This is a genomic window from Pseudomonas putida, assembly GCF_001941965.1.
GTDB lineage: Bacteria > Pseudomonadota > Gammaproteobacteria > Pseudomonadales > Pseudomonadaceae > Aquipseudomonas > Aquipseudomonas putida_L.
In genome coordinates this window covers 24,510-42,635 of the sequence record NZ_MKZO01000073.1, presented here as the reverse complement: position 1 = coordinate 42,635, position 18,126 = coordinate 24,510, and the positions used below count along the sequence as shown (strand labels likewise).

The following is an 18,126-nucleotide window of genomic DNA, read 5'->3' as shown; positions in this document are numbered from 1 at the left end:
GTCGCAAGACGACAAGCTACCGTTGACGCAGTCGAGTCACCGAACAAGAGATTCCATCATGAAACGGACAGCCAGCCACCAACCCTCTCTTCCTCAGCGGGAAGGGATTCTTCCTAGCCACCTGGATTTCGCGGTGGTCGGGATTGGTGCCTCGGCCGGTGGGCTCAATGCCGTCAGGACCTTTTTCGAACATATGCCCGCCAATAGCGGCATGGCCTTCGTGGTTGTCCTGCACCTGTCGCCTGACCACGAAAGCGTCGCGGACCAGATCCTGCAGGGCTGCACCAGCATGCCGGTGCATCAGGTCACTGACACCTCGCTGATCGAACCCAATCATATCTACGTGATATCACCGGCCACCCAGTTGTCAATGAATGACGGCTATCTGAGGGTCAAGCCGGCTAACCGGCCGCGCGGCAAACACATTTCGATCGACCTGTTCTTCCGCGACCTGGCCGACGTGCACAAGGAGCACTCCTTCTGCCTGGTGCTGTCCGGCACCGGCAGTGATGGCGCTGTGGGCCTTTCACGGATCAAGGAACAGGGTGGCATCACCATCGCCCAGAGCCCCGATGATGCAGAGTTCGACGGCATGCCGCTGGCGGCGATCGCGACCGGGATGGTCGATGTCGTTCTGCCCGTTGTCGATATCCCGCATAAGCTGCTGGAAATATGGGGCAACACCCAGTCAATCCGGCTGCCGGCGCCTCATGATATCGATCTTGTCGAAGAGACACCGGCACACGAGCGCGAAGCCGCAGAGCACGCGCTGCGAGAGATCCTGCGCCTGCTTCGTACCCGCACGGGACACGACTTCAAGCACTACAAGCGGGCCACAGTACTGAGGCGCATCGAGCGCCGCTTACAGGTGACCGCACAACCCGATCTGCATGCCTACTACAGCTACCTGGAGAGCACGCCAGAAGAAGCCAAGCTACTGCTGGGCGACATGTTGATCGGCGTAACCAACTTCTTCCGCGACCGCGACGCCTTCGAAGCGCTGGAGCGGCATGTGCTGACCACGCTGATGTCGGCTGACGACGACCAGGGTGGCAAGGAGGAGGTGCGTATCTGGTCGGCCGGCTGCTCCACCGGTGAGGAGGCCTACAGCCTGGCGATCCTGTGCAGCGAGCACCAGAAGCTGGAGCTGGACCCGGTGAAGATCCAGGTCTTCGCCACCGATATCGACGAGCGTGCCATTTCCGTCGGCCGCACCGGTGTGTACTCGGAAGCCATCGTCACCGATGTTCCGCCGACCCGCCTGCGCCAGTACTTCGTCAAGGAAGGCGAGGCCTACCGGGTGCGCAAGGAGATCCGCGAGAAAATCCTTTTCGCCAAGCATAGCCTGCTGGCCGACCCGCCATTTTCCCAGATTGATCTGATCGTCTGCCGCAACCTGCTGATCTACCTCGACCGCGAGAGCCAGCGCGAGTTGTTGCAGATGTTCCACTTCGCGCTGCGTCCGGGCGGTTACCTGTTCATGGGCTCGTCGGAGTCTGCCGACGTGTGCTCGGAGCTATTCACCCCGGTGGACAAGCGCAATCGCATCTTCCGCGCCCGTTCCGGCGCGAACGTGCAGCGCCGTGCGCCGAGCCTGCCGCGCGGTGGTTTCACCCTGTCGAGCCTGGCCGAACCGCCGTCCTTCGTGCAGGTGCCGCGCAAATTTTCCTACGCCGAGATTCACCAGCGGGCCATGGCGCAGCACATGCCGCCGAGCCTGATCGTCGATGCCAACGGCGACATCCTGCACATGACCGAGGGCGCGGGCCGCTTCATGCGCTACGTCACCGGCGAGGTCAGTCGCAATGTGCTAGTGCTGATTACCCCGCAGCTACGCTCGGAGCTGCGTACCGCCTTGTTCCAGGCCCAGCAGAACGGCGCCCCGACCCTGTCGCGCAAAGTCCGCCTGAAAGACATGGAAGGCGAGTGCCTGGTGGACATCACGGCCCGGCCTTACAAGGACGAGGTGACGGACCAGGACGTGCGCACCATTGTCTTCAACGTTTCGCGCATCGAGCCAGGCAGCGACCTGAACGAGCCCAACCTGCAGACCGAGAACGAAGTGCTCGCCAGCCTGGAGAACGAACTGCAGCGGACCAAGCAGCACCTGCAGGATGTCATCGAGCAGTCCGAGGTGTCCGGCGAGGAACTCAAGGCCTCCAACGAGGAAATGCAGGCGGTCAACGAGGAGTTGCGCTCGGCCACCGAAGAACTGGAGACCAGCAAGGAAGAGCTACAATCGATCAACGAGGAGCTGCTGACGGTCAACTACGAGCTCAAGACCAAGGTAGAAGAGACCGACAAGGTCAATGACTACCTGGCCAACCTGATTGCTTCGACCGACATCGCCACCGTCTTCGTCGATCGCAACATGCATATCCGCTGGTTCACGCCACGGGCGAAAGAAATCTTCAGCATGCTGCCGGTCGATACCGGCCGCTCCCTACTGGACATCACCCACCGCCTGGATTACCCGGAACTGGCCGAGGACGCCTCGTCGGTGTTCGAAACCCTGACGGTGCTGGAGCGCGAGGTTAGCAGCAAGGACGGACGCTGGTACATCGCCCGGGTCCTACCCTATCGCTCCAGCGAAGACCATATCGACGGCACGGTGCTGACCTTCATCGACATCACCAAGCGCCGCGAGGCCGAGGAAGACCTGCGCCTGGGTCAGGAGCGGATGCGCCTGGTAGCCGAAAGCACCCATGATTTCGCCATCGTCATCCTGGATGAGAAAGGAAAGATCACCGACTGGAACACCGGCGCGGAAATCATCTTCGGCTATAGCGCTGACGAAGTCGTCGGCTCCCACTACGAACTACTGTTCACCGCCGAGGACATCGCGGCGGGGATGCCCCAGGATGAACTGCGCAGGGCCCGCGAGTCTGGCCGTGCCGAGGACGAACGCTGGCATGTACGCAAGAACGGCAGCCGCTTCTATTGTACCGGTGAGGTGGCCAGGCTGCAGGCGGATGCGGTACACGGCTACGTCAAGATCGCTCGCGACCTGACCGGACACAAGCGCCTGCACGACGAGCAGTGCCGCAAACTGGAGGAAACGGAGCACAGCAGCCTGATGAAGGATGAGTTCTTTGCTGTCATGTCCCACGAGCTCAAGCATCCGCTGAACCTGATCTAGCTCAACAGCGAGATCCTGCGTCGGCTGCCGGCCGTCAGGAACATCGTCAACGCCAGCAAGGCGATTGCCACCATCAACGATGCGGTCAACAGCCAGGCGCGGATCATCGACGACCTGCTGGACGTTGCCCGGATTCGCACCGGCAAGTTGAAACTGAAGAAGCGCCTGGTGGACCTCACCAAGGTGCTGGACGATATCCACGCGGTCGTGATCGAGGAGTACCCGGATGCCCAGGTCACCTTCGAGATGCCGGCACCGGACTCCCCGCCACTCATCATCGATGCTGATCCGACTCGCCTGGAGCAGATCATCTGGAATCTGCTGCAGAACGCCCTGAAATTCAGCGGAGAAAACGCCCAGGTCAGGGTTACCCTGCAACGGTTGGGTGGCATGGCTCAGCTGGACGTGGCGGACAACGGCATCGGCTTGTCCGCTGCGAATCTGGAAAACGTCTTCGAGTTGTTCAAGCAGGCCACGACCAGGCATGCCAGCCACCAACGTGAAGGCCTGGGCATTGGACTTTCCCTGGTCAAGCAACTGGCCCAGGCACACGGTGGCTCGGTGATTGCGCGCTCCCCGGGCGTTGGCAGGGGCTGTACCTTTACCGTGACGCTACCGTTGTCGGAGCACACGGAAGGAGAAGCCCAGGCAGATGACACACCAAACCTGGAGGGCCGTCTCACAGGACTCAAGATCCTGCTGGTCGATGATTCGACGGAAGTGCTGGAGGTAATGCGTACGCTGCTGGAGATGGAAAACGCCGTGGTGAGCAGTTACAGCGATCCTGTCCAGGCGTTGAAAGAGTCCAGCCAGGAACGCTTCGACGTTATCCTCACGGACATCGGCATGCCCGGCATGGACGGTCACGAGTTGATGAACTCGTTGCGTGAAACCAGCCTCCACCAGCACACCCCGGCCATTGCGCTGAGCGGCTACGGAAGCGTCCAGCCTAAAGGAAGTAGCCAGCAGGCCCGCTTCACCCGTCGCCTTACCAAACCGGTTCAATACGAAGAGCTGGTGGACACTATCGAGGCGGTGTGCAAACGCGCCGGGAGGTGAGTCATCCGCTTGGCGCAGAGGCCGCGCCCGGCCTCTGCGCCAAGGTCCAGCGGTCTAAGCGGCTGGTTTGAGAACGACCTTCGTCCACCCATCATCGCGCGCATCGAAGTGCTTGTAGGCCTCAGGCCCTTCGGCGAGCTTCAGGCGGTGGGAAATGATCTGCGACGGTGTGGCGCGACCATGGTGGATCAGTTCGGCGAGCCGGCGGTTGTAGGCTTTGACGTTGGCCTGCCCCGTGCGGATCTGCTGCCCTTTGAACCAGAACGCACCGAAGTCGAAGGCCATCTTGCCTTCCTTGGCTAGCTCGTTCTTGGCACCTGGATCCTGCGGGACGAACACGCCAACCACGCCGATGCCGCCGGTCGCCTTCGTCGAGGCCACCAGGTTGTTCATGGTGAGGTAGTTGGCCTCGTGGCCATGGCGATCGCAGCACTGATACCCCACGCATTCGCAGCCTCGGTCCGTTCCCTTGCCGTGGGTCAGATTCAGGATCTGCTCGACGGCTTTTTGCTCAACCGAGTTGATCGGCGTTGCTCCCATCTGCGCGGCCAGCTTCAGCCGATCGGGCTGGTTATCGATGACGAACACCTGGGAAGCGCCCTTGATCATGGCCGAGTGGGCTGCCATCAGGCCAACGGGCCCCGCGCCATAGATGGCGATGCTTTCGCCCGGTAGCAGGCCGGCCAGTTCGGTGGCGTGCCAACCCGTCGGGAAGATGTCCGAAAGCATGACGTAGTCATCTTCTCGCTCCTGGGCATCTTCCGGCAGGACCAGGCAGTTGAAGTCCGCGTAGGGTACCCGAAGCAGCTCCGCCTGCCCCCCCTGGTACGGTCCCATCTCGGCGAATCCATACGCAGCACCAGCCGAGCCGGGATTGGCGGTCAGACAGAAGCCGGTCAGGCCTTTTTCGCAGTTGTCGCAGAAACCGCAGCCGATGTTGAACGGCAGGCAGACCCGATCGCCCACCTTCACCCGATCGACGCCGAGCCCCACCTCGATGACCTCGCCCAGGTTCTCGTGCCCGAAGACCCGACCGGCCTCGAATGAGGTGCGACCTTCATACATGTGGAGGTCCGAACCACAGATGTTGGTGGTGGTGATGCGCACGAGGACATCGGTGGGCTTCTCGATTCTGGCGTCCGGTACGTCTTTCACTGCGACGTTGCGCGGACCGTTGTACACGATAGCTTTCATCTTGGACTCCCGATTTAAAGGGCGAGCGCGATTCACACCCTGTTCTGATCAGGTAGCGGGAAAAGGGGCGGCGTTCCCAAGCGCGACGCGAAGGAAGGACCAAAGGTGCTAATCAATGACGGTGGGAAATTTTGTCCGCCAATTGTCTACCGTCGATACCGTGCCAGTAGGGGCTGCGTCGTCACTCCATGCAGCAGGATGCCCAAGGCCACTACCGAGACGGTGAGGTTGATGATCACGTCGCCGGCCTGCTCCTGCACTACGGCATGAACCTGGGGTGTTTCCGTGCTGATCGGCGCCATCCTGGCTCCCACCGACCCGGTGCTCGCCACCCTGGTCCAGGTCAGTGATGCGCAGGACTACGATGCCGTGCGATTCGGCTTGTCCGGCGAGGCCGGCCTCAACGACGGCGTAGCCTTTCCGTTCGTGCTGCTCGGCCTGCTACTGATGCAGCACACTGCGGATATCGGCCAAAGTCTCAACGGCTGGCTGACGGGGAGCGTGCTATGGGCGGTTCACGCCGCCGATGCACAGGAGCATCACCGGACCGGCCAGCAGGAAAGCAATTTTCCAGCGCTGGTGGCGTAGCGGCAGGCGCAGCTTCAGGCCGCTGACGAAGCGCGAGAACAGCACTGCCGCCTCGGTCAGGTGCTCATCCAGCCCTTGGCGGAAGAAATGGGTAGCTGCAGCAGGCCGAGCCCCGCAGGGCCCAAGCCTATTCCGAGACCCAGCGGCAACACATCGCTGGTCTATATTTTTTGGAGCCTGAGCAGGTCAGGCATCAACGAGGACAAGGGAATATGGCTGACGATCTTACCAACCGGGGACCGCAAGACCGGTCTCGCATCAACCTGTCGGAATCGTGGGAGGTCCAGTACTGGACCAAGAAATTCGGCGTTACCGAACAACAGCTTCGCGACGCGGTCAAGGCGGTGGGCTCCAGCGCTGACGCTGTCCAGAAGAAGCTCGGCAAGTAGGCAGCTGGCTGAGCATCACAGGCCTTCATCCCGCCATCACCTGGCGGGGTGGGGGCAATTCGCACAAATCGCGTTGCAAGCACGTGATTCCCGACCGTTCGCGATCCCTGCTGAACCAATCGTTCCGGAGGACCGTCAACCCAGAAACAACGAGGCGGGCTAGAGCGATGCGTGAGGATCCGGTTGCGGACGTACTGGCGTACTGCAAACAACATGACCTGCTGCTGACCACTGCCGAGTCCTGCACGGCGGGCTACATGATCTCGCTGCTGGCCACGGTGCCTGGCACTGGTGAGGTGGTGGAAAGCGGGTACGTGGTTTATTCCCCTCAAGCCAAACAACGGCTGCTCGGTGTCACTCCCGAGACGATCGAACGATATGGCCTCACCAGCGAGGCCGTCGCGTGGGAAATGGCAATTGGTGCGCTAAAGGACAGCAAGGCAGATATTGCCATCGCCACTACTGGCGTAGCTGGCCCTGACCCTGAAGGTGGTATTGCTCCGGGCACACTGTGCTTTGCCTGGGCCTTTGCCGGGGAACCACCAGCGGTCTTTACCCGCTGCCAGCGCTTCTTTGGCGAGCGCAGCGAGGTGATGCGGGAAGCGGCGCTCTACGGCCTGACCCAGATGCCTCATTACCACCGGCGTTGGCTGCGGGGTGAGCGGGCCTGAGGGCATTGATGATGAAGGAAGAAGAGTTGCACTCGCGGCAGTTTCCGGTCCACGAGGACATGCGGATGCAGCAGCGTGTCTGGACCTTCGAACGCATCGGCTGGTACGCCTTGGTCCTTATCGTGCTCCTGGCGCTCGCCGGCGTACTCGGCAACGGGCCGCTGAGCAATGCCGAAGCGGTCAGCGCTGACGGCAACCTTCGCGTGCAGTACCAGCGCTTGAGCCGCAGCGGCACGGTGGACGATCTGCGGATCACGGTGCGAGGCGCGGCGGGAAAGCCTGTGACATTGGTCCTGGACGGCACGCTGCTGCGTGAGGCCAGCATCGAGACGATGCAGCCCGAACCGCAAAGCTCGATGTCGCGGGGCCAGGCGCTGCTACTCCAACTGGGCACGAGTGAAGACGGCGTCGCCACCTTGTACCTGACTGTTCGCTCGGAGTACGTCGGCACGCTGCAGGGGCTGGTAGAGGCAGGTCCCGGCACCTCTGTCAGTTTCTCAACCTTCCTGTTTCCCTAGGAGCGTTTCATGGACTCGATCCTCCGAGCCGCAGGCATGTATATCGCCCTGATGATCCTGTTCCGGATCGCCGGCAGACGCTCATTGGCGGACCTGACCACGTTCGACTTCGTGTTGCTGCTGATCATTGGCGAGGCCACCCAGCAGGCCCTGCTCGGGGAGGACTTCTCCTTTACCAACGCGATGTTGGTGATCGCCACGCTGATCGTCCTGGACGTCGGCCTGTCGCTGGCGAAGCTAAACTCTCGGCCACTCGCCCGCTTTCTCGATGGCCACGCCACCCTCGTGGTGGAACGGGGGCGCTTTCTTCACGAGCGGATGCGCCGGGCGCGGCTGACCGAGGACGACATCCTGGAGTCGGCACGCAACAGCCAAGGTGTAGAGAGAGTGGAGCAAATCAAGTTCGCGATCGTCGAACGAAACGGGAAGATATCGATTATTCCCGAGGAGTGACCTGGCTAGCGTAGCCCGACATGATCGGCCGGGCCGCCTTCACTCATGCAACCGACCAGTGCGATACCAGAGTTCTCGGTCGTCACTCTCTCTTCCCTTTTGAACAAATCACCAAGGTGGCCGACTCAGCTGTCAGTGGAAGTCGGCTACAGGCTGAACCAAATACTCCACCAGCGTAGCAGCACAAGCTGAGATACCCTCCACTAGCACCATCTCGAAACCGTGCGTGTTCTCGGTCGGTATGGCAACACAGCCGGCCTGTGCATCGATGCCTGCGCTCAGGACGGCGCTGGCATCGGAAGCAAAATCCACCAGTAAGGCCGACTGCGGGTTATATCCAGCACGCGCTGTGGCAGCGATCAGAGCCTGCACGACGGGCCGGCTGTAATAGCCTTTCTGGTCGCCGGTGTTGATGATGGGGTCGGCCGACAGGATGGTTCCGTACTCCTCCAGCACCGGACCAACCTCCACGGCAATGGTGGTCTCGCCTGGCAACCTGGAGGCGGCGTACAGAGCGCCTGCGTTGGACTCTTCCTCCAGCGTGGTGCAGACGAACCAGACATCCTGCCTCAATTGCTCGCGCCGCAGCTGTAGAAGCCTGGCCGCTTCGATAACCGCGACAAGCGGGGCGCGATCGTCGAGAAAGTGCGCCGCAATGCAGTCCTGAATCCTGAAAGGCCTGCGCCAATGCTGGCTGAGGACCACCCTGGTGCCAGGTCGGACGCCAGCCTGTTCCAGTGCCTGCTTGGGCTTTCGGGTAACCACGTACACATCACCCCATTGCACATCGCCCGCGAGCACATCCCGGCCACTGGCACTGCTGCCACTGTTGTGCATCGAACCATAGGAAAGCACGCCCGGCAGGACAGTTTCGCCTGCAAGAATATCGACCGGGCAAACACCGAACGAAACGGGCTTGGCGCCTCCGAGGGCCACGACATCCAGATTGCCATCGGGCCTGACCTTCTTGACGATCATGGCGATTTCGTCGAGATGGGCCATTACCCGAATGGAGGTCTCGGGATCGCCTTTGTCCTGTGCGCGAATCAGCCCGAGCAGATTGCCCGCCTTGTCAGTCTGCGTTGAATCGCACCAGCGAGACAGCTCGCGCTGACAGACCGTCCTAACCTCATCCTCCTGTCCACCAGGGCCTCGGGCAAGCAGCAGTTCTTTCAGCAGGGTTTCCAGGTCCATGGTTTTTCCTCTGTACGTCACAACGCAGGTAGACCACCTCCAGTGCCGCGCTGTTCGGCCGAATGAAAGATCAGGTCCAAAATTGGCGTGCCGTACAGATCAGATAGGCACCCCTCAGGCAGCCCAGGTATTCGTGCGCGATATGTCTGCAGGAAAAGTCTTTCACGCACCTTATCCGAAGCCAGGCAAATCGAAGGAATGATCGAGCATTGTTCAAGCGTCCTACATGAACACAGACCTTCCTGTGTCGAACCGAAAACGTGAGGTGAAAGATCATGGCAAACAATCAAGACGACCGTGGCCAACAAGGTGGTACCGCACAATCCAACCCCGGCAATTTCGCGAATGATCGGGAGAAGGCCTCGGAGGCCGGCCGCAAGGGCGGGCAGGCTTCGGGAGGCAACTTCGCCAACGACCCACAGCGCGCCTCGGAAGCAGGTCAAAAAGGAGGGCAAGCATCTGGCGGTAACTTCAAGAACGATCCAGAGCGCGCCGCAGAAGCCGGCCAGAAGGGGGGGCAGGCTTCAGGCGGTAATTTTGCCAACGACCCAGAGCGCGCTTCGGAAGCCGGTCGCGTAGGTGGGCAACACAGCCATGGCGGCGGCCGTCAACGTGACGACAATCGTTAAACAACCACTGCGTACCAGGGCGATTTCGCCCTGGTGCCCTCAATGAAAAGGCGGTTCTACCTCTCGAATGCTGGGGAATGCCTATCAGACAGGAACGTGCTCGATGACGCTGGTGAAGAACGTTAATTTAAACTTTGCTTAATACCATCACTAGCCGTCCTATCCGTTTGCCACTGCCTTGCCTCCAACACCCCATTAGCCAACGCCTTAGACATGGACTCGCCAGGACGCGAATCGAACATTTCTTCATGTAGGATGTGCCCATCTGCCGCATAGACACCAATAAATAGTTGCGTATTCCCTGTACGAGACAACCTGACCTGAACGTTAATGCTGATCCCGTTATCTTGGATTTCGTCATAGGTACGGTGATGCAAGCCGTCATCTGCCCATGCCTAAAATACCTCTCCACGAATTCTCATTGCGCTCTCCTGAGCCGGTTATTCAAAACCCATCGAATACTCTACGCGGTGATTCGGTCCCGAGCGTGATGACAGCAAAAAAACTTCCTTGATTCAGACCACTGGCCCTATAACCTGTACAAGTACATCCGACTTGCATAGGGTTTTCTGAAACCCGTACAACTATTTGATCGGCTTATGCACCCCTACATAACAGCCAGCCAGATTTATTGAGCGCAAGTAGTTCGACTCATCATCATTAAGACATCTCATCGCCGAATTGAAAATAAATTGTTAAACCTACCGCCTCACCCAAGTCTTTATTAAACACAGAACAACCTGTGTTTTAGATAAAGGTGAATAATCATGGCTGACAATCAGAATAAAGGCGGCAAGCAAAGCGGCAATGCCAATTCAGGCAACTTTGCAAACGACCCAAAACGCGCATCGGAAGCGGGACAGAAGGGAGGCCGGGCTTCTGGCGGCAACTTCAAGAACGATCGAGAAAGAGCTTCCGAGGCCGGCCGGGTTGGTGGCCAACATAGTCACGGTGGGGGGCGCAACGGCGATGACAAGAATCGCTGACCGATCCGTCAGATGCAGTGATGATCACTAGCAAACCGTGCACTCCTGCCGGGGCGGCAACCGCCCCGGCTGCCTGTCGAGGAAAATCCCATGTTCATGCACAACAAGCGATTGCAGTACACCGTGCGCGTCTCCGCGCCCGATCCGGCCCTGGCCAACCTCCTGTTGGAACAATTTGGTGGCCCTCAGGGCGAACTGGCAGCGGCTATGCGCTATTTCACCCAAGCCGTCAGCGAGGATGACCCAGGTCGCAAAGACATGCTGTTCGATATCGCCACCGAAGAATTGAGTCATCTGGAAGTGATCGGCTCCATCGTGGTGATGCTCAACAAGGGCGCCAAGGGCCGCATGGCGGAAGGCGTGGAAGCGGAGGGCGAACTGTATCGGTCACTGACCGGGGCGGGCAACGACTCCCATATCACCAGCCTTTTGTACGGAGCCGGCGCTCCGCTGGTGAATTCAGGCGGTGTACCCTGGACGGCCGCCTATATCGACACAATCGGTGAACCGACCGCAGACCTGCGCTCGAACATCGCCGCCGAGGCCCGGGCCAAGATCGTCTACGAGCGTCTGATCAACCTCACCGATGACCCAGGCATCAAGGACGCGCTGGGCTTCCTCATGAGCCGGGAAATAGCCCACCAGCAAGCGTTCGAGAAAGCGTTGCATTCGATCCAGCCTAACTTCCCGCAAGGCAAGCTGCCTGGAGACCCGACGTTCAACCAGACCTACTTCAACCTGTCCAGTGGCAGTGAAATACGCGGTCCATGGAACGAAGGCGAAGACTGGGTCTATGTCGAGAACCCACAGCCGGCCGTGGATGGCGGCGACGGATCGGCTTCCGTGCAGTTGGATGCTTTCTCTGCAAGCACCCTCGAAGCCATGAAACTCAGGACCCAGTCCAATCCCGATGCACAACCCATCACTGCGGCTGACCTGGGCAAGGTCAACGACACCGACGCGTAGGAGAAAGCCGCACGGGGCACCTTGTCCGGTGCGGCTTCGCTTACCCCTCGCTCAGCGCTTTGCCACTGCACCAGGGTCAGCCGAGCGTTCGAGGAAGGCTCGGGTTACTTCCGGCAGATGCTCTTTCAGCCATTCAGCCATGGCAACCTCTTCCTTGATAATGGACCGGCAGACTTCCACAGTCTCGAGCTCCCCTGCTACCTCTGCCGCTTCAATCAGTACCGTGTAGGTGGCGATTTCCAGATTCTCGAAGACATACCCGGCCATGGCGCCCTTCACGACCTCGTCGGTCATCGTCATGCCACCCAGCGCCTGACCAAAAAAATCAGCCCGGTTCCTGCGAGCTCTACAGCGATGAGGAAACGCTGACCCCGGAGCAAGCCGACGCCCACTTGCGAACTCTCATGCCCGACACCGCTTCCTCCTTCAGCGACGTACAGGTGCAACGCCTCGAACACGACCATGAACCGGGCACCACCCCCGGTCATTTCCGGCAGCCATGAGCCTCGGTGGCAGGCGCTGCGAATTCGGCGCCTGCCACGGCTTCCAGATAGCTCCGATCCGCCAGGATTCGCAGATCTCTCCACTGCCGCCAATCAATCAGCTTCTGGCGGTCCATCTCGTCTGCGCGTCTCAGCAATTCGTCGTGATAATGACTGGGATAGTCCCGACGCAACCGATGATCGTCATAGATGGAAAACCAACTATCCATCGCTTCGGTTCCGACTACATGCATCCACCAAGGGTTCTCGATCGCATTCATCGCTGCACTCCTCGATTTAGGCGGTGGAGTGTCGGCAAGGAAATGGGGTTCAAGAAAACAGTATGAACGGTCTCACACTGCCCGTCGCACCGATACAGCTACGCCTCTCGCTGGATACGCCGTCATAGTTGACCTGCGGCTTCTCTGAAACGGGTTACAGGGGACTACAGAACTATGGCGGCGGTAGCAAAACGCCCACAATCATTCGATGCACACCAAGGCGGAGAGCGCCCCGGTACTCTGGATCAGTGAACAGAAAGGTTCATCGTAGCAAGGTATACGCCGAACCGTCCTCGTTCCCGCCGGTTGCTTCCGAGACAAGAAAGTTTTGTAGTGCTTCAACATCTTCCAGGAGTGGATGCATATTTCGCAGAAATTGCAATATTTCCACAGCGATGGAATCCCACTTCCTGCTAGCCCAAGCTAGTCCGGCGGAAAAACAAAAAAGGCCTGCATCACTGCAAGCCTTGATTTTTCTGGTGCGGAGACAGGAATCGTATCACCACATAATACTATGAATTTAATGACTATTATTCTCTGAGCGAGAGCTCTTTATCTCTAAAATTATCCTCAGGCTATCTCTGGGTCACGAATGTCTGTGAGAAAATAGCTCTAGCAGCATAATGGAAAGGCCAATGGGCTCTGTCACCCATTCGTCGAAGCCACCCAAAGAAATTCTTGTGGATGTCAGCTATAGAGCAAAGAGACGAAACGGCTACAGATTTATTTTCCATTAATTAGGAAAATCTGCCCACCTTAGTCACAATAGAAAAAGTCCGCTTTTGGTCGTATGTTAAAATCTCGGAAGCACTATGCTTCAGCTAGTGAAAGTCGCAGACACAAAACAAACATCACGACTGCCGATACTGCAGCGGCAAGCTGCAGCACCTCCCATCGCGGCCCAGGATGCGTCTGCAGTACGCTTTACCAACTGCACCTGGTGATAGCCCAGAACGACACAGCTGCAGGCCCTGTCGGGCCCCCAAGTTGGCCCGGGTTGGCGCTGGCGCGCCACATGGTCGAAGTGTTCGAGGAGCTGTTGCAGTTCGACCAGGTTGATGCTGGCGCCGGCGCGCCGCCTGCAGGTGACCAGGTCAAAATGGGGCATGGCTACGATCGGCGCCGGTAAATGGGAAACCTCCAGAAATCGGTGAGCTCGGAGCGGGTGATGATTGACCTGGCCAGCGTCGTGACGCCCAGGACTTGAGGGCGGCAAACCCACAAGAGGACTTCGAAACCGTCGTGACGGCACGCTGGCAGAAATCAAAAGGCCCAGGAGAGCCACCCTATGTTCGACCGCATCATTCAACTGCTCATACTCGCAGTGACCACCATCTCGCTGATCGTCACACTCACTCCTCCGCCGAATCCACCCTCGGTACCCAAGCAGGAATACGCAGCAATCTGCGCCTCAGCGGTGAAAGATGGCCAGGCCATCGGGTAGCAGCACCATCGGCGCCGTAGCACCAGGAAGGGCACGCAGCACAAGCACGCAGCGCCGGCTGGCGCCGGCAACACCCACACCTCTCCCGGGCTCAGCGGCTGGCGCCGAAATAACGATAACGATCGAGCAGCTGCTGGCGCTGGCGCGCCAACCGGCTACGCCGGTTGGGCAACCTTGATGGCAACGAAAATAAAGGCCTAGCATGTACATCTGGGAAGGTGCGAGGTCGCCCCGGGTATTTCGGTGGCTTTGAAATGGCTATGGTGTGGCGTTGGTGTGGCGATTCAGTGCCACCAGAAAGATCGGAAAACACCCCTTATAGATGAAAAAAAACACCTCATAGGGGCTTGGAAAGCATCTCTTGGGTGTGTAGAGTTACGCCTAGAAGACGTCTTCTTCCCCGGGTGAAATATGCTGTTTCGCGCCATCCCAAAAGTAGCAGAGCTACTTGAAAAACAAATTTATGAAACCCCTTTTGGGGGTAAAACTCGCGGGAAATTTCTAATTTCTCGTGATGGTCTAAAAGACCTCTTAGGTGTTGCCCGACTGACGACGTCAATTCTTGATGAACTGGTCGATGAATGCCTGAACCGAAATATTGCTTTTATTGATTTAGATGATTGCTTTGCAGTTGTAGACGAAGGATTCGTACGCAATTTCAGAAAGGTACCGAATAGCCTCGTTCGGGAATTTGCTGATGCACTCCATGGTCGGAGAGAGAGAGACTAGGTATTACTATTGTTTAATTATTAACAAGCGCACTCGCCTAAAAGTTGAGGAGCGCACTCCTTACTGTGAGCGAGAAAAAATAAATGCTAAAACTTGACATGAAGTCTTTTTTTGTGGGTTGGTTTGCTTCGATTATGATCGCAACCCCCAATACTCCTACTTACGAGTGCATTAAACCAACCTCGGTTCCTGCAATCGTTTCAACTAAAACACCCTGTATTTAACATAACTGTTTCGATGTCACGGAAGACGGTCAACTCACCAAACGAGCATTAAAATTAACTTCTCACAGAAGAGTTTGCTGGCGCTGGCGCCGGTGGCAGCAAGCTCTCAATTACGGTTAGGGTTTTGAAGCTGTTTAAGACCCCTCAGCATCGAGGCCCAGGCCTCTTCAGCGCTTTCTGATGGGATGCCCCATTCCAGTTCCTTTGACCAGTAGATCACGTCTGCAGCCCTAGGATCTGGCTCTTCAGGCGTGAGCTTTTGACGCCAAAGCTCGTAGGCCACAGCTTCAGCCGAGTCCAGGCCATCGGCATACCGCCGCACCAGAGCTTGGGCCTCTGCAGATAATTCCAATCCGTGCATAGCTGTACTCCGTGTGCCTGAGAAAGAAGGGTATTCTATACTATAGAATGGTCTCGCAAATTATGGCACTCAGATATCGATCTGCCCTCCACCCCCTAATCATTTTGAAAAAAGATAGTTCTGTAAGATATATTTCCTGATGAAATTTCTCTCTACGGTCAACGCCTTGTAGGTGTAATGCAGCAACTGTTTAGAGCGCAAGAAGATGATCCGAACCTTGCTGTCGCCATGATTGAGCAAAAGATAAAAGAGGCCTTAGCAGCCCCTGAGCAGCGCGCAGTAGCCCAGGCCGAACTGGAAAGGCTTCCGGCTGATTATGATCCATGGGTTAAAATGATAATGAGAAGGCGCGCCTTGAAAGCGCACTACAGTGATGGATGAGTTTAAAGTTAGTTTCCCTTAGGGGCTCACTACGTGAGCCCACTCGACAGCAGTAAGTTGATCCAAGGCCCTGGAGCTATTTTTTCCATCAACTGCAGTACCAAAGTGGCGCCAACTTGAATCAGCACCTCAAGCAATAAATCGGACAAAATTTTCAACATTTTCGGACACCTCCAAGATGACCGCGTTTAGTGACCTCAACCCGAGGTCGGATTAGCTTCAGTTTTCTTTTGGTCTTCCGCCTTTGCGGCTTCTTCAGCTGCTGCCTTGGCTGCGAGCTCCCGATCCCAGAAATCGCGAATGCCCGTCACGTCGCCATAACCGCCGATCTCGGACAACCGCTCCGTGAATCGCGAATAAACGTCAGTGGACACAAGGCCCCTACGGTGCATCAGTTCCAATGCAACGTTTGGATTCAGAAGCAGGACGTAGTGGAACTCACCAGATGTCCCCTTTTTGGTATCGATGAAGCAGTTCTCTTTCAAAATCTTCATCCGCCGGCGCCACGTGTCGACCGCCCTGGTACCAGTGAACCCTGCCTCGCCAGCGAAGGTGGCCTGGCTTTCGATGATCACCAGCGGGTGATCTGGGGAACGAGCCCACAGGCAAAAGAGCGTGTGCCCAGCAGGGTGCCCAGGGAGTTCATTCAACGCCTGCATAGCGATTGGAAGAGTCCTTGGAACGGTGCTGAAGCCATGGTTCTTGCCCCTGATCCACAGCCACTCTGGGGCGTAGTTCGGATAATGCAAATCCATCACCGCCTGTGCCCTTTCCGCCCTTTTCATGGCGACTGCCTTGCTTTGCTTCACATTGGACATTGTTGGTCTCCTCGTTTGCGTGGAGACAATATGCTCCTAAACGGCGCTATTTGCCATGAGTCAATTGGCGTCGTTTAAGCATGACTAAACCGTTTTTAATAGGTATTTCAAGACCATGAAATTCGTACATCCAGACGCCATAGATCATTCGAGTGACGGCCATTTGACGCATTTCTATTAAATTTACCACTCTAACCTATTGATTTTAAAAGGATAAATTTTCAGGCCGCGTACTCCCGTGCTCCGGTCTCTCCAGTGCTCGCGTACTCGTGTGCTCCCGAGTGTTTGCAAAGAGAGGCTTGGCGAACACCTTCCGTGCCCAAAAAAATCAAAGAAAAAATAGTTCGGGCGGAAGGCTTTGAGCCTTAGCTGGTGCTGAAGTGATCTAAGGGACATCCAGGTAGGCAGCCAGCTGTATCGAATCGGCTCCCGGTGGCCTCTGGCTTGCGCTCAGGCGAGCGATCGTCGCTCGGCAATAGCAACGTAGCGACCTCATCACTGCGCATCTGTACGGTGGCCTGGTGCTATGACTGGTGGGTGTGGCACTGAAGCATTCAACGCAGCGAGGTTGCATGGGGCCAAAAAGGCTGCTGGCAATTTCTTGATATCAGGGCCGCAGGGGAGTAGCGCTCGTTCCTATACAGTGCCTTTCTATCTCATGCCGCCGACTCGGGTTACACCTACGCTGGCTTTCCTTCGTGACTCGGCCTCTGTTTACTGACTACGTAGAGCTTTCAAAATCCTCCAATAAAATGTGGCGTAAAGCCTAGGCCATGCTTAAAATTGCAGGACTGTAGCGAATACCTCAAGCCTTTACAGGAACCATGAAGTTCCTTACGGGAACATAAACATTCCCACGGGCCTTCCTTTCTTTGAGGCGATCTCGTATGATCGATGGCATCGACCCACCGCTTGGAGAGCGCCTCGATATGAACCCAAATCCCGATAAAGAAAACGTCACAACCGTCACAAGCATCTGCACCGTAGTTCTGCGCGAACTGCGCTTGGAGAGAGGTTTACACCAAGCTCAGGTGGCTGATTGGATCGGTAAGACCCCTAGTGCATGGACAAAAATTGAGTCTGGGAAAGCCCCACTGCAGCTGGAGATCCTGATCAGGGTGTGCCGGGGCTTCCAAGTCTGGCCATCGGCAGTCATGGCTACTGCCGAGCGCTATAGCCACTACCTTGGGCAGAGAAAGTGGTCGATTGTGACGACCGATCTCCCTCCTGGGGAAGATGATCTGCTACGGGAAGCCCAGGAGTACTGGAGCTCTCCAGGTGGTCGGAATGCTGCGACCAACCGCTGGGGGCACATGCCCGTACTGAACGGCCCGCAATGGAACATGGACGGTTCGGCAGCCGAAAATACCGCTTCCGCACCTTTCCGCTTCGCGGTTGACCCATGGTTCCGCAGCACCCAAATGGCTGCGATCGAGGCAACAGGTCTGGGCTTCTAAAACCTTCGAGGCTTGTCAGCAGATCGCCCACGCGCCGGCCAATCTGCTGACAAGCTTGTCGATCGGCACGGCGCGCCATAGGCCTGCAATCGATATCGGCTCCAGCTGGTATTGCCTTTCCCTTCCGAGCCGCCGAGCATGGCCGTCCACATTTCCCCAAGGA

General features: G+C 57.6%; 17 protein-coding genes and 4 pseudogenes. 13 read left to right on the top strand and 8 right to left on the bottom strand.

The window, feature by feature from the left end; genetic code table 11:
• Positions 1-58: 58 nt before the first annotated feature.
• Positions 59-4,198: pseudogene (locus PSEMO_RS29175) on the top strand (CheR family methyltransferase).
• A gap of 54 nt (positions 4,199-4,252) precedes the next feature.
• Here the strand turns inward: PSEMO_RS29175 and PSEMO_RS29170 are convergent.
• Complete coding sequence (locus PSEMO_RS29170; protein ID WP_075806334.1) at positions 4,253-5,392, bottom strand: glutathione-independent formaldehyde dehydrogenase; 1,140 nt, start codon at positions 5,390-5,392, stop codon at positions 4,253-4,255.
• Between the two features lie 270 nt (positions 5,393-5,662).
• On the opposite strand from PSEMO_RS29170, the pseudogene PSEMO_RS29165 reads away from it, so the two are divergent.
• Positions 5,663-5,914 (top strand): annotated as a pseudogene (locus PSEMO_RS29165) (cation:proton antiporter); the annotation flags it as partial.
• Here the strand turns inward: PSEMO_RS29165 and PSEMO_RS34000 are convergent.
• Positions 5,909-6,141, bottom strand: a pseudogene (locus tag PSEMO_RS34000) (cation:proton antiporter); the annotation flags it as partial. The pseudogenes PSEMO_RS29165 and PSEMO_RS34000 sit on opposite strands and share 6 nt — an antisense overlap.
• 51 nt (positions 6,142-6,192) lie before the next feature.
• Between PSEMO_RS34000 and PSEMO_RS29160 the strand changes: the two are divergent.
• The 4 genes from PSEMO_RS29160 to PSEMO_RS29145 all read left to right on the top strand — a co-directional run bounded on the left by PSEMO_RS29160 (position 6,193) and on the right by PSEMO_RS29145 (position 8,011).
• Positions 6,193-6,369 (top strand): DUF3606 domain-containing protein, encoded by a 177-nt coding sequence (locus PSEMO_RS29160; protein WP_075806333.1) that lies wholly within the window; start codon positions 6,193-6,195, stop codon positions 6,367-6,369.
• A 167-nt stretch (positions 6,370-6,536) separates the two neighbouring features.
• Complete coding sequence (locus PSEMO_RS29155; protein WP_075806332.1) at positions 6,537-7,040, top strand: CinA family protein; 504 nt, start codon at positions 6,537-6,539, stop codon at positions 7,038-7,040.
• A gap of 11 nt (positions 7,041-7,051) precedes the next feature.
• Positions 7,052-7,558, top strand: coding sequence for a hypothetical protein (locus tag PSEMO_RS29150; protein ID WP_075806514.1), 507 nt, complete (start codon positions 7,052-7,054; stop codon positions 7,556-7,558).
• Between the two features lie 9 nt (positions 7,559-7,567).
• Positions 7,568-8,011, top strand: coding sequence for a DUF421 domain-containing protein (locus tag PSEMO_RS29145; protein WP_075806331.1), 444 nt, complete (start codon positions 7,568-7,570; stop codon positions 8,009-8,011).
• A gap of 132 nt (positions 8,012-8,143) precedes the next feature.
• On the opposite strand, the gene PSEMO_RS29140 is transcribed toward PSEMO_RS29145, so the two are convergent.
• A complete protein-coding gene (locus PSEMO_RS29140; RefSeq protein WP_075806330.1) occupies positions 8,144-9,205 on the bottom strand; it encodes a M28 family peptidase in 1,062 nt (353 codons plus the stop codon).
• Between the two features lie 275 nt (positions 9,206-9,480).
• On the opposite strand from PSEMO_RS29140, the gene PSEMO_RS29135 reads away from it, so the two are divergent.
• Positions 9,481-9,834, top strand: coding sequence for a con-10 family general stress protein (locus PSEMO_RS29135; RefSeq protein ID WP_075806329.1), 354 nt, complete (start codon positions 9,481-9,483; stop codon positions 9,832-9,834).
• A gap of 122 nt (positions 9,835-9,956) precedes the next feature.
• Here the strand turns inward: PSEMO_RS29135 and PSEMO_RS33995 are convergent, their stop codons facing one another.
• A complete protein-coding gene (locus PSEMO_RS33995) occupies positions 9,957-10,211 on the bottom strand; it encodes a hypothetical protein (RefSeq protein ID WP_256721260.1) in 255 nt (84 codons plus the stop codon).
• A 390-nt stretch (positions 10,212-10,601) separates the two neighbouring features.
• Between PSEMO_RS33995 and PSEMO_RS29125 the strand changes: the two genes are divergently transcribed.
• A complete protein-coding gene (locus PSEMO_RS29125) occupies positions 10,602-10,820 on the top strand; it encodes a con-10 family general stress protein (protein WP_075806328.1) in 219 nt (72 codons plus the stop codon).
• 90 nt (positions 10,821-10,910) lie between these two features.
• Positions 10,911-11,786, top strand: coding sequence for a manganese catalase family protein (locus PSEMO_RS29120; protein WP_075806327.1), 876 nt, complete (start codon positions 10,911-10,913; stop codon positions 11,784-11,786).
• 51 nt (positions 11,787-11,837) lie between these two features.
• On the opposite strand, the pseudogene PSEMO_RS29115 reads toward PSEMO_RS29120, so the two are convergent.
• A pseudogene (locus PSEMO_RS29115) lies at positions 11,838-12,107 on the bottom strand (DUF892 family protein); the annotation flags it as partial.
• A 163-nt stretch (positions 12,108-12,270) separates the two neighbouring features.
• The gene (locus tag PSEMO_RS29105) at positions 12,271-12,549 is read right to left on the bottom strand and encodes a hypothetical protein (protein WP_075806326.1); all 279 of its coding nucleotides are present in this window, start codon (positions 12,547-12,549) and stop codon (positions 12,271-12,273) included.
• A gap of 1,288 nt (positions 12,550-13,837) precedes the next feature.
• Between PSEMO_RS29105 and PSEMO_RS33640 the strand changes: the two genes are divergently transcribed.
• Positions 13,838-13,993 (top strand): hypothetical protein, encoded by a 156-nt coding sequence (locus PSEMO_RS33640; RefSeq protein ID WP_178392074.1) that lies wholly within the window; start codon positions 13,838-13,840, stop codon positions 13,991-13,993.
• Between the two features lie 411 nt (positions 13,994-14,404).
• Positions 14,405-14,722, top strand: coding sequence for a hypothetical protein (locus tag PSEMO_RS33315; RefSeq protein WP_144443645.1), 318 nt, complete (start codon positions 14,405-14,407; stop codon positions 14,720-14,722).
• Positions 14,723-15,052: 330 nt separating this feature from the next.
• Here PSEMO_RS33315 and PSEMO_RS29100 read toward each other — a convergent pair whose 3' ends face one another.
• Positions 15,053-15,307, bottom strand: coding sequence for a hypothetical protein (locus tag PSEMO_RS29100; RefSeq protein WP_075806325.1), 255 nt, complete (start codon positions 15,305-15,307; stop codon positions 15,053-15,055).
• A 177-nt stretch (positions 15,308-15,484) separates the two neighbouring features.
• Here PSEMO_RS29100 and PSEMO_RS29095 point away from each other — a divergent pair, with 177 nt between their 5' ends.
• A complete protein-coding gene (locus PSEMO_RS29095; protein ID WP_075806324.1) occupies positions 15,485-15,688 on the top strand; it encodes a hypothetical protein in 204 nt (67 codons plus the stop codon).
• A 197-nt stretch (positions 15,689-15,885) separates the two neighbouring features.
• Here the strand turns inward: PSEMO_RS29095 and PSEMO_RS29090 are convergent, their stop codons facing one another.
• Entirely contained in the window at positions 15,886-16,506 is a 621-nt protein-coding gene (locus PSEMO_RS29090) for a hypothetical protein (RefSeq protein WP_075806323.1), read from the bottom strand.
• 887 nt (positions 16,507-17,393) lie between these two features.
• Between PSEMO_RS29090 and PSEMO_RS29085 the strand changes: the two genes are divergently transcribed.
• Entirely contained in the window at positions 17,394-17,963 is a 570-nt protein-coding gene (locus tag PSEMO_RS29085) for a helix-turn-helix domain-containing protein (RefSeq protein WP_218641259.1), read from the top strand.
• The last annotated feature ends 163 nt before the right edge of the window (positions 17,964-18,126 follow it).

Bases quoted from the DNA above. Each gene is read 5' to 3' on its own strand.
- PSEMO_RS33315 (WP_144443645.1), top strand. From the start codon at position 14,405: ATGCTGTTTCGCGCCATCCCAAAAGTAGCAGAGCTACTTGAAAAACAA.
- PSEMO_RS29170 (WP_075806334.1), bottom strand. From the start codon at position 5,392: ATGAAAGCTATCGTGTACAACGGTCCGCGCAACGTCGCAGTGAAAGAC.
- PSEMO_RS29135 (WP_075806329.1), top strand. From the start codon at position 9,481: ATGGCAAACAATCAAGACGACCGTGGCCAACAAGGTGGTACCGCACAA.
- PSEMO_RS29085 (WP_218641259.1), top strand. From the start codon at position 17,394: ATGATCGATGGCATCGACCCACCGCTTGGAGAGCGCCTCGATATGAAC.
- PSEMO_RS29150 (WP_075806514.1), top strand. From the start codon at position 7,052: ATGAAGGAAGAAGAGTTGCACTCGCGGCAGTTTCCGGTCCACGAGGAC.
- PSEMO_RS29100 (WP_075806325.1), bottom strand. From the start codon at position 15,307: ATGCACGGATTGGAATTATCTGCAGAGGCCCAAGCTCTGGTGCGGCGG.
- PSEMO_RS29160 (WP_075806333.1), top strand. From the start codon at position 6,193: ATGGCTGACGATCTTACCAACCGGGGACCGCAAGACCGGTCTCGCATC.
- PSEMO_RS29140 (WP_075806330.1), bottom strand. From the start codon at position 9,205: ATGGACCTGGAAACCCTGCTGAAAGAACTGCTGCTTGCCCGAGGCCCT.
- PSEMO_RS29145 (WP_075806331.1), top strand. From the start codon at position 7,568: ATGGACTCGATCCTCCGAGCCGCAGGCATGTATATCGCCCTGATGATC.
- PSEMO_RS29125 (WP_075806328.1), top strand. From the start codon at position 10,602: ATGGCTGACAATCAGAATAAAGGCGGCAAGCAAAGCGGCAATGCCAAT.
- PSEMO_RS29090 (WP_075806323.1), bottom strand. From the start codon at position 16,506: ATGTCCAATGTGAAGCAAAGCAAGGCAGTCGCCATGAAAAGGGCGGAA.
- PSEMO_RS33640 (WP_178392074.1), top strand. From the start codon at position 13,838: ATGTTCGACCGCATCATTCAACTGCTCATACTCGCAGTGACCACCATC.
- PSEMO_RS29105 (WP_075806326.1), bottom strand. From the start codon at position 12,549: ATGAATGCGATCGAGAACCCTTGGTGGATGCATGTAGTCGGAACCGAA.
- PSEMO_RS29120 (WP_075806327.1), top strand. From the start codon at position 10,911: ATGTTCATGCACAACAAGCGATTGCAGTACACCGTGCGCGTCTCCGCG.
- PSEMO_RS29155 (WP_075806332.1), top strand. From the start codon at position 6,537: ATGCGTGAGGATCCGGTTGCGGACGTACTGGCGTACTGCAAACAACAT.
- PSEMO_RS29095 (WP_075806324.1), top strand. From the start codon at position 15,485: ATGCAGCAACTGTTTAGAGCGCAAGAAGATGATCCGAACCTTGCTGTC.